Genomic DNA, 11,934 nt, shown 5'->3' on the forward strand with positions numbered 1-11,934 from the left:
GGGGTCCGGGTGGCGAAAACGTAAGAAATACTCGTCGAATTGATTGTTTTTTGATCATTTGGCGAGTTTAAAAGTTGCGCTAGGTGGTATGCCGGGGAAATACATGGCTACTTCAGACCATCCCTAAGTGCGCTACTGGGGAGCGCGACGGCGGTGTCCGCAGGCAATCTTTTTTCCGGCGGCGCCAGTCAATCGGCTGGCGTACTGGGACTGCGCTGGAGACTGTTCGATTTCGGTCGCATCAACGCCCAAATCGACCAAGCCAAGGGACAGGAAGCCGAAGCCCTGGCCGCTTACCGTCAATCCGTGCTGCGCGCCACCGAGGACGTCGAGAACGCGCTCTCCTCGCTGGTCAATCGGGACGCCCAAGCCACCACCCTCATGGGAGGCGAGACGTCGCTGACTCAAGCTCGCCAATCGTCGTTCATTGCTTATGAGAAAGGCACGGCGAGCTTGATTGACGTCCTGCACGCTGACGAGACCTTGCTTCAGGCTTCCGACGCTCGGGCACAGGCACAGACCGAATCGGCACGCGCGGCCGTCGCCACGTTCAGGGCACTGGGCGGCGGCTGGCAGCCTTCGGATACCCAACTGACGAGTCGATATCCGCTCAGGTGACGAGCGACCGGAAGATCCGCCCCCATGAGTCGTTGATTGCAACAGCGCTGCTTGAGGGTGATCCCTCAAGGATAGGCATGTCCTGTTTATTAATGTGACCACTCCCACAAACAGTCACATTATTGGCAAGCGGACAGGCCCAGTTGGGCAGTGTTTACCCGCAGACTAGACGTTGATATCAGCGCAAAAAGATATACAGGATCTGGCGTGGGCTCACGGCATCAAGCTACGCAGAATGAGATTGGAGGTGAGGACCGGAGCCACCTCGACGACATCAAGGTTGTACTGCAATAGCAACGGATTGACGAAAGGCCGTAGCGCCAGGTGGATTGCATCGACTGTTTCGTCCAACGGCGTTTTGCGTTCAAACTCGCCGAGCTCTCGCCCTTCACGCACAATCTGCACGACGAAGTCCCTGATCAAGGCATCGTATTGCTGAGCGCAAGGCCAGTTTTCAGACGCTGCAAAAGCAGCGATGTCATAGAGTTTTCGCTCACTGAAGAACAAGTTCACACCGGTAGCCACCAGCGTTTTCAACAAGCGTCGTAAACGCTCGGTCGGCGTGAGGCCACCAACATTAATTTCCTGCTCCACTGCCGCGATCATTTGCGCCAGGCAATTGGCACAGATAGCTTCACCAATCGCCTGCTTGGAATCAAAAAACTTGTAGATGTACGCCTTGGAAAACCCGATCGCCTTCGCCAGATCGGAAACCGTGGTTTTGCTATAGCCGTATTGACTGAAGTGCTGATTGGCCGCTGCGACGATCTGGTTCCGGATTTCATGATCGGCAGGACCACGGATGCTCGTGGAAGCGATGGTTGTCTTGTTCATGCGGCTAGCTTACGCACCCGAAATGCGCTTGACAACGAGTGACCAAATTATCCTTTTGTCACCCAGACTTGCTCCATCGATATTACACAAACCCGCCCCACTCCCAAGCTTTCCAGAACCACGGTACTGAGCTTGTCTATCTGATCAGATGGGCGGATGGAAGCGCATGGGTTGGGTAAACCTGATGGCTGACCAGGAATGGTCCGCCATCAAAGAAAAAAGCGCCGCGGAGCACGGCGCAATGATGGGTCAGATTCAGGAAAAGGTGATGGCGTTGACCGACTATTCACGGATACCTGCCGGCGTTCCACGTCCCTGATGCCTGTGCGATTAGAGCTCCTTGAAACGGTGGCGCGGCCGCCCGGGCACCGGCAACCGGATACTGTAGATATTACCCGCCGCCGGATAGTCCGCGTGTTCGGTCGCCGACATGCCGAATTTGGCGGTGGTAATGAACAAGGTGCGCATATCCGGCCCGCCAAAGCAGCAACTGGTGGGGCGTGGCACCGGCACCGACAACGTCTGCAACAGGACCCCATTGCGGTCGTACTGCAGCAGGCAGCCTCCGTTGAATTGGCAAACCCACAGGTTATCCTCGATATCCAGCGCCAGGCCGTCCGGTCGGCCCAGTTCTTCCGGCGTCCTGGCGAACACCGATAACTTTTGTAGAGCGTTGCCGTTCGCTGAATAAGGAGCGCGGTAGAGAGTGCGCGCTACCGAGTCTACGAACAACAACTCGTCGCCCTTACTTGTCCATGCCAGTCCGTTGGGCAGGCTGATGCCGTCCAATATGACCGAGGCGTTAAGGCCGGCATCGTAGCGATAGAGCTTGCCCGTATTGCCGCTGTGACCTTCATCCATCAACCCGGTGATGAAGCGGCCTTGGGGGTCGCACGCACCATCATTGAAGCGATAGGACGACAGCGTAATGGCCAGTTTTGAGTTCTGGGTGACCCGTAGGCTGGTGCGGTCGAGGATGGCAACGCCAGCATTCTGGCTGAAAATCAGGTTGCCCTTTTCAGTCAATGCCAGGGCGCCGATGCGCGCAGGCGACTCATACAGCCGCGTCAGGCGGCCATGTTGGTTCAGGGCATTGATCTGACCGCCACTGATGTCCACGAACAGCAGGCACTGATGGGCTTCATCCCAGACCGGGCTTTCACCCAGATCGGCCTGGCACGCTGAAAACAGTTTGAGCTCTTCCTGAGCAGGCATATTCAATGCTCCTTAATTTGGTCCCAAAGCTGAGCAACTTGTTCGGCACTGGTGGCCTTAATTCGGGCCAAGTCGACGGGGTAGTCGACACCTGGGTTTTCGACAAACCGCGTCGCCGTAAACTGCCCATTGCTGGCACGCAGGACATAACCGGAGTCCTGGCAATGCTGCGACGCCAGAAACACCACGCCAGGCGTCACCCACTCAGGCTTGAGGTTCTCCGGTTCGCCCGTCACGCCCCACATGCGGGTCTTGGCCACTGGGGATACCGCATTGACGAGGATGCCCGCATCCGTGCCTTCCATGCTCAGCGCATTCATGATGCCCAGTTGCGCCATCTTGCCGGCGGCATACGCCACCAGGCCCGGTTGGGCATATTGCTGGTACATCGCGCGGTCGGATGACGTCAGCACGACCCGTGGGGCAGCAGACTTTTTGAGGTGTTTCCAGGCATGTTTGCATAACCACACGGGGGTATAGATATTGATATCCACCGCGCGGCCGATGAATGTTGTATCGGCCTCTTCAATCGCCTGATAACCGACCCAACCGGCGTTGTGAATCAAGATGTCGAGTTGGCCAAACGTCTGGATGGCCGTTGCCACCAATTGCTCGCAACCCTGTTCACTGGACAAGTCGCCATGATGCCCCACCACGTTCAAACCTTTGTCCCTGAGGGTTTGCGCAGCCTCCATGGCGATGGAGCCATCGCCCCCGGCGCCCAGCTTGTCTGCGCCGATATCACTGATCAGGACATTGGCGCCCAGCGTGGCTAGCGCCTGCGCATAACTAAAACCGAGCCCTCGGCCAGCGCCCGTTACAACTGCCGTCTTTCCTGTAAAGTTCATTGGCTGTTTCCTCTTGAGTGCCACCTCACCTTAACAAGGGATATTCACGCTGTTTAATACTAACGGCGGCGCAAGTTGATACTTGGCTCGTATCAAGTTGACGCTCAACGCGAATGAATCGTTGGCGTTTACCCCCCTAAAGGCCCACCCCGACACTTCCCCACGGCATTCAGGCCTGCTCGACAGCACTTGCAAGCTTTAGGTCCGAAGTTCAACTTACCCTGTCGAGCGCCTGTTTACAGGTAACATTGCCTCGCCCAGTCCACAGATCAGTTCAAATGAAGGAACAGAAGAAATGATCGAAACCCGTCTGCTACGTCAATTCATCGCCGTGGCTGAAGAGCTGCATTTCCACAAGGCCGCCATTCGCCTGCATATGGCCCAGCCTCCGTTGAGCCAAGCCATCAATCGGCTGGAAGACAAACTGGGGTTCAGTCTGTTCACGCGTAATAAACGCGGGGTCAAGCTGACCCCCGCCGGCGGTGCGTTTCTGAACGCTGCCTACAGCACATTGAAAGAGTTGGAGCTGGGCATCGAACACGCACGCCAAGTATCCGAGGGTATTGCCGGCAAACTCACAGTGACTGCGGTGTCGATCGCCTACTATGAGTCGCTGCTCAGCACCCTGCGCCAGTTCCGCGAGACCCACCCCAAAGTCCAGTTGATCATCAAGGAGATGTCCTCTTCCAGCCAGGCCAAAGCTATTTTGTCCGGGGAAGCGGATATTGCCTTTATGCGCAAGTTGCCGATCTCGGCGGAAAACGTTGAGTCACGCCTGTTGCTCGACGAAGAGATCGTGATGGCGCTGCCCGCCCATCACCCGAAGGCGAAGGAAGGTCCGATCGACTTGAGGGATTTTGCTGGGGAAGACTTCGTATTCACCCCCGAAGCCCTGGGCACCGGCTATCACAGTCAGCTGATCGCCTTGTGTGAGGCCGCCGGTTTTTACCCCAAAGTAGTGCAGGAGGCAGCGCAGATCCATACCTTGATCGGCTTGGTAGCCTGTGGTTTTGGCGTTGCCCTGGTGCCTGAGTCGATTGCCAACTCAATCATGCGCGACAAGGTCCTGTTTCGCCGGATCTACCCCGTGACAGCCTCCGCCAACCCGGCCATCGGCCTGTACATGAGCTGGAACACCCACAACGAATCACCGTTGATGGACAGCTTCATTTCCATGCTGGACTTCAACGCCGCTCCCCGGGTCGAGGGGATGATCGCCGCCCAGATCAGTTAGAGCGCCAGCGGATCGATGAAGAGCGGCTGGTCATGCGTGATTCGGAGATCAATGCTTTATGGCATCACACTCGTTACGCAAGTTGTTGTCTTGAATGTTGCCGCAGCTTTGGCCGTTCATTTCCGCCGAGCAACTGGCCCGAAGGTCGTTGTCCCGGATATTGCCGCAGCTTTGGCCATTGGTTTTGGCCTCGCAATAAGCGCGTTGATCGCTGTCACTGATGCTGCCGCAACTAGCATGAGCGTAGGTACTCAACATCAATAACATCGCAATGATGGCTCTCATCACTCTTTCCATGGGGTCTCAGGAAATAGCCTGACGCTGACTGATCCAAGATAATCTTGTTGCTGTAACGAGCAATCAAATTGACATCATTTTTTCGGGAAGTTCCATGAGGGGATGTGACTTTCGGGCGTACAGTTTTTATGTTTTCGGCGACACCTGAATCGCCCCTGGCTTCGTAGGCATGCGGAGTGACCGCTTTTGGCCGATTCTGTTGAAAACAGTCGGCCTCGAATTCCACGCCAGAAAAGTACGCGCCTGAGATTGAAATCTGAATTTTTGGCAGAAGGTTCAGTACTCGGATCTCACGTAGCAGCGGGCAACAGAGGTGTTTTCATACATTAATATTCGAGTGTTTTGGGAAAACTGACTTTTTCAACACAATCGGCCATAAGCGGACATGTCAGAAAAATTGTGGTCGGTGATGCCATCTATCTCCATCTCGTGACAGCGCCAGAAAACGCTTGGGCTTTGTCTGGATGTCTACCTCAAAAGCGGACGACCAACTCGGTTCTGGTTTCGCCCAGAGCTGTTTTTCCAGATCAAACTGATCGGGTGTGGCGTAGCGCAACTCGCCGGTGCGAACGCCGGTCAATAAGAGCAGGCGCAATCCCAGTTTGGTTTGAAGGTGACCGCTGTATTTTCGAATGGCCGTCAGTAGGTCGGGCAACCGTTCCATCAGCAGATAAGGATTGTTGGTGACGGGTGGTTTGGGCAGCGCGACAACGTCAAGGTCTGAGGCAGGATTGAGTTCCATACCTTCGACTTTTACCAGGGCGTAACGAAACAACTGGTTGAACCAGGTTCGGCACTTTTCAGCCATGGTGAAAGCTTTGCGTTGCTCGATGGCGCTGAGGATGGCCAGCAGGTCGTGGCGGGTGATGTTTTTGATAGGGCGCTCGACCAGGGTGGGCAGGACGTCCTTTTTGAAGACCCTGAGGATCTGTGACAGCGTGCTTTGACGACCTTCGTTCAAGCTCAGGCGGCGGAAGTTGATCCACTCGTCGTAGACCGCTTGGAAGGTATGTTTTCCTTCATCCTCCGCCTCAAGGCGCTGCTGCTTACGGTGTTCACAAGGGTTTATATTCTGAGCAAGCAGTTTGCGCGCGTCATCACGCCATTCACGTGCTTGTTTCAGACTGACTGCTGGGTAGCTGCCGAAGGACATTTTTCGGTTTGCTGGCCTTCCCAATAAAAACGGAACAACCATCGCTTTTTGCCAGCGGCAGTCACCATGAGTGACAAGCCGTCAAAATCGCCAATGGTGTAGTTTTTATCTGTAGGTCGGGCGTGCCGAATTGCCATATCTGAGAGAGGCATGGTGAGCTCCTGTTAGAGAGTCAGCACCCGATGCTCGTCTGGCGACCTGAGAGGATCCATCAACAATACGAATTTGAGTCTTCCCGGAAAAAGGTACTCAAAAAGGTACTTAAACGTACTGGATCACCCTGGTTTTCAGTGGTTTTCCGCAGAAACGAAAAAAGACGCCTAAGCGTCTATTTCGTGGATCCCAGCGTCCAGCGGACATCTGTGGATCTATGTTTGGAGCGGGAAACGAGACTCGAACTCGCGACCCCGACCTTGGCAAGGTCGTGCTCTACCAACTGAGCTATTCCCGCGTCTTGGTGGTGCGCATTCTATAGAATCCTCATCACCCGTCAACCCCTTGATTCAAAAATGTTTTATTTCTTTTCAACGGTGGTGCGCAGATGAGGCCAGGCGGCGCGTAAATATTGGAGCATGGACCACAAGGTGAGGCCAGCGGCGATGAGCAGTAAGGCGTAGCCCAACAGGACCCAAAAGGTGAAATGCGACGGATTGGCCAGCAGGATCACCAGGGCAAGCATCTGCGCGGCGGTTTTCCACTTGCCCATGTTGGAGACCGCAACGTGGGCGCGGGCGCCGATTTCGGCCATCCATTCACGCAGGGCCGACACCACGATCTCGCGACCGATGATCACGGCGGCCGGCAACGTGAGCCACAGGTTGCCATGCTCTTGTACCAGCAGCACCAGGGCCACAGCCACCATCAGCTTGTCGGCCACGGGATCGAGGAATGCGCCGAACGGCGTGCTCTGCTCCAGGCGCCGCGCCAGGTAGCCATCGAGCCAGTCGGTCGCTGCCGCGAAGGCGAATACCGAACTTGAGGCCACGTAGCTCCATTGGTAGGGCAAATAAAACAGCAAAATAAAAATCGGGATGAGCAGGACGCGTAGAACGGTAATCAGATTAGGGATATTCATCGGCACAACTGGCTACGAGGTGGAAAGGCATTCTATTCGCTGTGCAGATTCGCATAAATCAACTCAGCAAGCTTTTTACTGATACCGGGTGCTTTGGCTATCTCGTCAATGCTGGCACGGGACAGCTCCTGCAAGCCACCAAAATGTTTAAGCAAGTCGCGGCGGCGCGTCGGGCCCACCCCCGCAACCCCTTCCAGGGTTGAGGTTCGTCGAGTTTTGCCACGGCGGGCGCGATGGCCGGTAATGGCGAAACGGTGAGCTTCGTCGCGGATCTGCTGGATCAAATGCAGGGCCGGCGAGTCACCTTTCAAAGTGAACTCATGGGCAGCATCATTCAAGTACAACGTTTCAAAACCGGCCTTGCGCGTGGTGCCCTTGGCGACACCCAGCAGGATCAGGTCGGGTACCGCCAGTTCGTTGAGTACGTCACGGGCCATGGAGAGTTGGCCCTTGCCACCATCCACCAACAGGATGTCAGGGAGTTTGCCCTCGCCATCCTTCAATTTACTGAAGCGCCGTGTGAGGGCCTGATGCATGGCCGCGTAGTCGTCGCCGGCGGTGACCCCTTCAATGTTGTAGCGTCGGTAATCGGACTTGATCGGCCCTTCCGGCCCAAACACCACGCAGGAGGCCACAGTGGCTTCGCCGCTGGAGTGGCTGATGTCATAGCACTCAAGGCGCTGCGGTGGTTCGTCCAGGTTGAGCACCTCGGCCAAAGCATCGAAGCGTGCGGCAACATGCTGTCGATTGGCCAGGCGCGCACTCAGGGCCTGCTCGGCATTGGTCACCGCCAGTTGCTGCCAACGCGCACGCGTGCCACGCACGCGATGGCTGATATCCAGCTCGCGGCCGCGCAGTTCGTGAATGGCTTCGATCAGTGCGGGGAAGTCTTCATGGACCACGTTGACAATCAGTTCCGAAGGCAAGTCGCGCTCCGGACTGCTGACATAGTACTGACCCAGAAACGCCGCCATGACTTCGGCCACGTCCTCGTCGATACCGGTCTGCGGAAAGAAATTCTTACTGCCCAGAACCCGCCCGCCCCGCACGCTGATCAGGTGCACACACGCGCCGCCCGGGTTGACGAACGCGGCGATCACATCGACATCGCCACTGCCACCTTCCATGCTCTGCTGGTCCTGCACCCGCCGTAGCAACGAGATCTGGTCGCGCAGTTCGGCAGCCCGCTCGAAATCCAGGGCACTGGCCGCCTGCTCCATGGCCGCTGACAACTCATCGGTGAGCGCGTTGCTGCGACCTTCGAGGAACATCACCGAATGGCGCACATCCTCGGCATACTCCGCCGGCTCCACCAGCCCCACACAGGGCGCCTTGCAGCGCTTGATCTGGTATTGCAAGCAAGGCCGCGTGCGGTTTTTGTAGAAGCTGTCTTCGCACTGGCGCACAAAAAAGGTTTTTTGCAGCAGGCTCAGGCTTTCACGAATCGCCCCCGCGCTGGGATACGGCCCGAAGTACTTGCCCTTCTGCTTCTTGGCCCCGCGATGAATACTCAGGCGTGGGAAGTTGCCGTCGGACAGGAATACGTACGGGTAAGACTTATCATCCCGCAGCAGGATGTTATAGGGGGGCCGCCACTCCTTGATCAGCGTCTGCTCAAGCAACAGCGCTTCGGTTTCGTTGGCGGTGATGGTGGTTTCGACCTGAGCGATACGCGCCACCAGGGCCGCAGTTTTCGGCGCGAGTCCGGTCTTGCGAAAGTAGCTCGACAGGCGGTTCTTCAGGTTCTTGGCTTTGCCCACATAAAGCAGGCGCGCCTCGGTGTCGAACATGCGGTACACGCCGGGGCGGCCGCTGCACGTCGAAAGAAAGGCGCTGGGATCAAACGGCGTGGTCATGTCAGGCGCTGGCGTCCACCATGCCGTGGCGCACCGCGAGCAGGGTCAATTCAACATCACTGCTGATGGCGAGCTTCTCAAAGATGCGATAACGGTAGGTGTTGACGGTCTTGGGCGACAGGCACAGCTTGTCGGAGATCGTCTGCACTTTCTGGCAGCCGACGATCATCAAAGCGATCTGGATTTCCCGCTCAGACAAGGCGTCGAACGGCGAATCGCTGGTGGGTTGGAACGATTTGATAGCTAACTGCTGGGCAATCTGCGGGCTGATATAGCGCTGACCGGCAAACACCAAACGAATGGCTTGCACCATTTCCGCCAAGCCGGCGCCCTTGGTCAGGTAACCGGCCGCGCCGGCCTGCAGCAAGCGCGTGGGGAACGGGTCTTCCTCGCACACAGTCACCACCACGACCTTGATATCCGGATGGCTGCGCAGCAATTTGGTGGTGGCACCCAGACCGCCGATGCCTGGCATCTTGACGTCCATCAATACCACATCGGGTTTCAACTCCCGGGCCTTGATCAGGGACTCCTCCCCCGACTCGGCCTGACCGACTACTTGCAGGCCGTCGATGTCAGCCAGCATTCGTGTAATGCCTGTACGAACGAGATCATGGTCATCGACTACTAGCACCCTAATCAAGCAGACACCTCGCGATATGGTCTTATAGGTTGCTGAACACCTTAGCAAAAAACCAAGGCGCAGACCTAGCTGCACGCGTCATATATATGGACGTTGGATAAGCAAAGGCCATCCGTCGAGGGGCGGATAGCCGCAATTGCTGGACGAAAGGTCAGGAATCCGAGGGCTGGACCTTGGATTTTCCGTTCACTGAAGCGCTGTGTTCGGCCAAGGTGGAGGTGAGGCGACGAATTGCATCTTGGTCCTCCTTGAACATCGCGCGGTAGTCACCCAATACTTTCTCTTCGATCTGGCTCAAATTATCGAGTTGAAGGGGCGTGGCGGTGCCAGTCAATACATAGAGCACATCCACGCCTCTTGCAGCGACGCGTGACAAATAATCGGCTTTAGGCGCGCGCCCGCCGCTTTCGTATTTACCTTGTGCATTGGCTTCGACACCTCCAATTTCACCAAAAACTTTCTGCGACAGGCCAAGTCGCTCTCTTTCTTGCCTCAAACGCGAACCGATTCCACTCATTTGGATGTATGATCCTGGTTGGCACACCCCAAGAGGTGACACCTTCATCTCTTCGTTAAACGAACTTGAACGGTTTTGAACTATGCCCGGAATTCGTACTGCTGCACAAGCCAAGGCCTGGCTGGAACATCAAGGAAAGTCAGTTCAAGCGTTCGCCCGTGAACATGGCGTAGATCCGGCAACCACCTATCAAGTGCTCGCTGGGCGCAAAAAGGGGCGACGTGGAGAAGCCCATAAGGTAGCGGTCCTTTTGGGCATGAAAGAAGGGATCATCCTTTCTGAAGCTGATGGCCAAAACAACGATCAGGAAGTCGACTCCTGAGGCCAGTATGCGCTTATTAGGTTTACACGCACTGTTTAGCTTGGACGACAGACGCGCTCCATGCGCCAGAAGCAATCCTCTTCGCCAACAATGCTCAACCCCATGCGCTGATACAGCCTGCGCGCCGGGTTGGTTTTGAATACGGTCAATCGCAATAGCCCCAAGGATTGCGCCTTCAGGGCCATTTGCTGCAACACCCAACTGCCGGCGCCCAGCCCACGACAGCCTTCGAGCATATGCAGCTCACGGATGTAGAGAGCCTTGCTGTCGCGGCTCAAGCTGATAAAGCCCAAAACTGAAGCCTCGCGGCAGATCAGCCAGTTTTCGCGACCGCCCCACGCCACATCAAAGCCATCGTTGGACCACAGCAAACCATACTGCTGGTAGTAGCGGCTCATCGCCTCGTAGGTCAGGGTTCGGGCGAAAGTTCGGTCATTGTCCGTGGCGGCGCGCAGGTTAAACATCATTCAGAGCGCCACTACGTGGCCAGCCCACACGTCGTTATTGCGGCGCGCCACCAAGAGTGCCTCGCCCACGCCAGGCACAGCGGCAAGCAATCGGCCATCGGCGGACCAGATTGCGCTACGGCCAGCACAATCCCAGCCCCCCGATGGGCCACCATGATTGGCCATCAACACCAGCAAACGATATTCGGCGGCGTAAGTTTGCAACTGTGCACAATCCTTTGCATAACCGCCTTCACTGATCAGCACGCTGGCGGCATAGACATTCGCGCCCGCTTCAGCGGCGGCACGCGCATGCCTGGCATGAGTGAAGTCCGCACATACCGACAAAGCGATGCGGTCATCCCCGAACGCTAAGGCCACACCGCCCTGCCCCGGGACAAACGCCACTTCTTCGCCTGGATGCAGGTGCTGCTTGGTGTAGACCGCCCGGGAACCATCCGCTCCCAATACCAGTGCGCCAATCATGACACCGGCATCGGGGGCCATCCGGATCGGCATCCCCACCACGACGGTCAGTCCAAGCTCCCTGGCCATTACGCGCAAAGGCGTCAGTTGCGCAGCGTCTGGTGCGATGGCCAAGTCGGCCGCGAGCGAAGGCTCATAACCGGTCAGCGACAGCTCAGGGAATATCAGCAGTTGTACGCCCTGTTCTGCCGCCACCTGCATAAATGCCATGTGCCTGCGGATGTTGGCAGGCACATCGCCGGGGACGGAAATCGATTGAGCCGCAGCAAGAGTCAAGGCCGTCATGGGGGTGTCCGAATAATCAGTCGTAACGTGTTACCAGCATATCGGCACTCCCCCATAGCGGTAAGTCCCTTCATGCAATAGAAATTACCGATTGAATCCCATCGC

General features: G+C 56.6%; 15 protein-coding genes, 1 tRNA gene and 1 pseudogene. 4 read left to right on the forward strand and 13 right to left on the reverse strand.

The genetic code is table 11. From position 1 onward, the window contains the following. Positions 1-108 precede the first annotated feature (108 nt). Positions 109-618, forward strand: a pseudogene (locus FIV35_RS28155) (TolC family protein); the annotation flags it as partial. A 213-nt stretch (positions 619-831) separates the two neighbouring features. On the opposite strand, the gene FIV35_RS28160 reads toward FIV35_RS28155, so the two are convergent. Next, positions 832-1,452, reverse strand: a complete 621-nt coding sequence (locus tag FIV35_RS28160; RefSeq protein WP_034137771.1) for a TetR/AcrR family transcriptional regulator — start codon at positions 1,450-1,452, stop codon at positions 832-834. A gap of 166 nt (positions 1,453-1,618) precedes the next feature. Here FIV35_RS28160 and FIV35_RS28165 point away from each other — a divergent pair, with 166 nt between their 5' ends. Further along, entirely contained in the window at positions 1,619-1,771 is a 153-nt protein-coding gene (locus tag FIV35_RS28165) for a hypothetical protein (protein WP_231980920.1), read from the forward strand. Between the two features lie 11 nt (positions 1,772-1,782). Here the strand turns inward: FIV35_RS28165 and FIV35_RS28170 are convergent, their stop codons facing one another. Together FIV35_RS28170 and FIV35_RS28175 are read right to left on the reverse strand one after the other, a co-directional pair. Then, positions 1,783-2,667 (reverse strand): SMP-30/gluconolactonase/LRE family protein, encoded by an 885-nt coding sequence (locus FIV35_RS28170; protein ID WP_034137770.1) that lies wholly within the window; start codon positions 2,665-2,667, stop codon positions 1,783-1,785. Between the two features lie 2 nt (positions 2,668-2,669). Beyond that, positions 2,670-3,515, reverse strand: a complete 846-nt coding sequence (locus FIV35_RS28175) for an SDR family NAD(P)-dependent oxidoreductase (protein WP_034137769.1) — start codon at positions 3,513-3,515, stop codon at positions 2,670-2,672. Positions 3,516-3,810: 295 nt separating this feature from the next. Here FIV35_RS28175 and FIV35_RS28180 point away from each other — a divergent pair, with 295 nt between their 5' ends. Beyond that, on the forward strand, positions 3,811-4,749 hold the full coding sequence (locus tag FIV35_RS28180; protein WP_034137768.1) for a LysR family transcriptional regulator: 939 nt from the start codon (positions 3,811-3,813) through the stop codon (positions 4,747-4,749). Positions 4,750-4,797: 48 nt separating this feature from the next. On the opposite strand, the gene FIV35_RS28185 is transcribed toward FIV35_RS28180, so the two are convergent. From FIV35_RS28185 to FIV35_RS28215, 8 genes are all read right to left on the reverse strand, one after another. Further along, positions 4,798-5,034: a hypothetical protein gene (locus FIV35_RS28185; protein WP_034137767.1), complete on the reverse strand. Its 237-nt coding sequence runs from the start codon at positions 5,032-5,034 to the stop codon at positions 4,798-4,800. A 400-nt stretch (positions 5,035-5,434) separates the two neighbouring features. Next, the gene (locus FIV35_RS28190; RefSeq protein ID WP_377732200.1) at positions 5,435-6,199 is read right to left on the reverse strand and encodes a tyrosine-type recombinase/integrase; all 765 of its coding nucleotides are present in this window, start codon (positions 6,197-6,199) and stop codon (positions 5,435-5,437) included. After that, the gene (locus FIV35_RS30425) at positions 6,166-6,351 is read right to left on the reverse strand and encodes an Arm DNA-binding domain-containing protein (RefSeq protein ID WP_376782700.1); all 186 of its coding nucleotides are present in this window, start codon (positions 6,349-6,351) and stop codon (positions 6,166-6,168) included. The genes FIV35_RS28190 and FIV35_RS30425 overlap by 34 nt, the downstream gene beginning before the upstream one ends. A gap of 223 nt (positions 6,352-6,574) precedes the next feature. Next, a tRNA-Gly gene (locus FIV35_RS28195) sits at positions 6,575-6,650 on the reverse strand. Between the two features lie 63 nt (positions 6,651-6,713). Further along, entirely contained in the window at positions 6,714-7,274 is a 561-nt protein-coding gene (gene pgsA / locus FIV35_RS28200) for a CDP-diacylglycerol--glycerol-3-phosphate 3-phosphatidyltransferase (RefSeq protein ID WP_034137766.1), read from the reverse strand. A 32-nt stretch (positions 7,275-7,306) separates the two neighbouring features. Beyond that, on the reverse strand, positions 7,307-9,130 hold the full coding sequence (gene uvrC, locus FIV35_RS28205) for an excinuclease ABC subunit UvrC (RefSeq protein WP_034137765.1): 1,824 nt from the start codon (positions 9,128-9,130) through the stop codon (positions 7,307-7,309). A 1-nt stretch (position 9,131) separates the two neighbouring features. Next, on the reverse strand, positions 9,132-9,773 hold the full coding sequence (gacA, locus tag FIV35_RS28210) for a response regulator transcription factor GacA (protein ID WP_003190387.1): 642 nt from the start codon (positions 9,771-9,773) through the stop codon (positions 9,132-9,134). A 151-nt stretch (positions 9,774-9,924) separates the two neighbouring features. Next, positions 9,925-10,290, reverse strand: coding sequence for a helix-turn-helix domain-containing protein (locus FIV35_RS28215; protein ID WP_034097256.1), 366 nt, complete (start codon positions 10,288-10,290; stop codon positions 9,925-9,927). Positions 10,291-10,372: 82 nt separating this feature from the next. Here FIV35_RS28215 and FIV35_RS28220 point away from each other — a divergent pair, with 82 nt between their 5' ends. Beyond that, entirely contained in the window at positions 10,373-10,612 is a 240-nt protein-coding gene (locus FIV35_RS28220; protein ID WP_034097254.1) for a DNA-binding protein, read from the forward strand. A gap of 35 nt (positions 10,613-10,647) precedes the next feature. Here FIV35_RS28220 and FIV35_RS28225 read toward each other — a convergent pair whose 3' ends face one another. Together FIV35_RS28225 and FIV35_RS28230 are read right to left on the reverse strand one after the other, a co-directional pair. Further along, on the reverse strand, positions 10,648-11,079 hold the full coding sequence (locus FIV35_RS28225) for a GNAT family N-acetyltransferase (protein ID WP_034137764.1): 432 nt from the start codon (positions 11,077-11,079) through the stop codon (positions 10,648-10,650). Continuing rightward, positions 11,080-11,829 (reverse strand): carbon-nitrogen hydrolase family protein, encoded by a 750-nt coding sequence (locus FIV35_RS28230; protein ID WP_034137763.1) that lies wholly within the window; start codon positions 11,827-11,829, stop codon positions 11,080-11,082. Between the last annotated feature and the right edge of the window lie 105 nt (positions 11,830-11,934).

Source organism: Pseudomonas rhodesiae, assembly GCF_007858255.1.
GTDB lineage: Bacteria > Pseudomonadota > Gammaproteobacteria > Pseudomonadales > Pseudomonadaceae > Aquipseudomonas > Aquipseudomonas rhodesiae.

Excerpts from the sequence above, each read along its gene's own strand:
- FIV35_RS28160 (WP_034137771.1), bottom strand. The coding sequence starts at position 1,452 with ATGAACAAGACAACCATCGCTTCCACGAGCATCCGTGGTCCTGCCGAT.
- FIV35_RS28165 (WP_231980920.1), top strand. The coding sequence starts at position 1,619 with ATGGGTTGGGTAAACCTGATGGCTGACCAGGAATGGTCCGCCATCAAA.
- FIV35_RS28170 (WP_034137770.1), bottom strand. The coding sequence starts at position 2,667 with ATGCCTGCTCAGGAAGAGCTCAAACTGTTTTCAGCGTGCCAGGCCGAT.
- FIV35_RS28175 (WP_034137769.1), bottom strand. The coding sequence starts at position 3,515 with ATGAACTTTACAGGAAAGACGGCAGTTGTAACGGGCGCTGGCCGAGGG.
- FIV35_RS28180 (WP_034137768.1), top strand. The coding sequence starts at position 3,811 with ATGATCGAAACCCGTCTGCTACGTCAATTCATCGCCGTGGCTGAAGAG.
- FIV35_RS28185 (WP_034137767.1), bottom strand. The coding sequence starts at position 5,034 with ATGAGAGCCATCATTGCGATGTTATTGATGTTGAGTACCTACGCTCAT.
- FIV35_RS28190 (WP_377732200.1), bottom strand. The coding sequence starts at position 6,199 with ATGTCCTTCGGCAGCTACCCAGCAGTCAGTCTGAAACAAGCACGTGAA.
- FIV35_RS30425 (WP_376782700.1), bottom strand. The coding sequence starts at position 6,351 with ATGCCTCTCTCAGATATGGCAATTCGGCACGCCCGACCTACAGATAAA.
- pgsA (WP_034137766.1), bottom strand. The coding sequence starts at position 7,274 with ATGAATATCCCTAATCTGATTACCGTTCTACGCGTCCTGCTCATCCCG.
- uvrC (WP_034137765.1), bottom strand. The coding sequence starts at position 9,130 with ATGACCACGCCGTTTGATCCCAGCGCCTTTCTTTCGACGTGCAGCGGC.
- FIV35_RS28215 (WP_034097256.1), bottom strand. The coding sequence starts at position 10,290 with ATGAGTGGAATCGGTTCGCGTTTGAGGCAAGAAAGAGAGCGACTTGGC.
- FIV35_RS28220 (WP_034097254.1), top strand. The coding sequence starts at position 10,373 with ATGCCCGGAATTCGTACTGCTGCACAAGCCAAGGCCTGGCTGGAACAT.
- FIV35_RS28225 (WP_034137764.1), bottom strand. The coding sequence starts at position 11,079 with ATGATGTTTAACCTGCGCGCCGCCACGGACAATGACCGAACTTTCGCC.
- FIV35_RS28230 (WP_034137763.1), bottom strand. The coding sequence starts at position 11,829 with ATGACGGCCTTGACTCTTGCTGCGGCTCAATCGATTTCCGTCCCCGGC.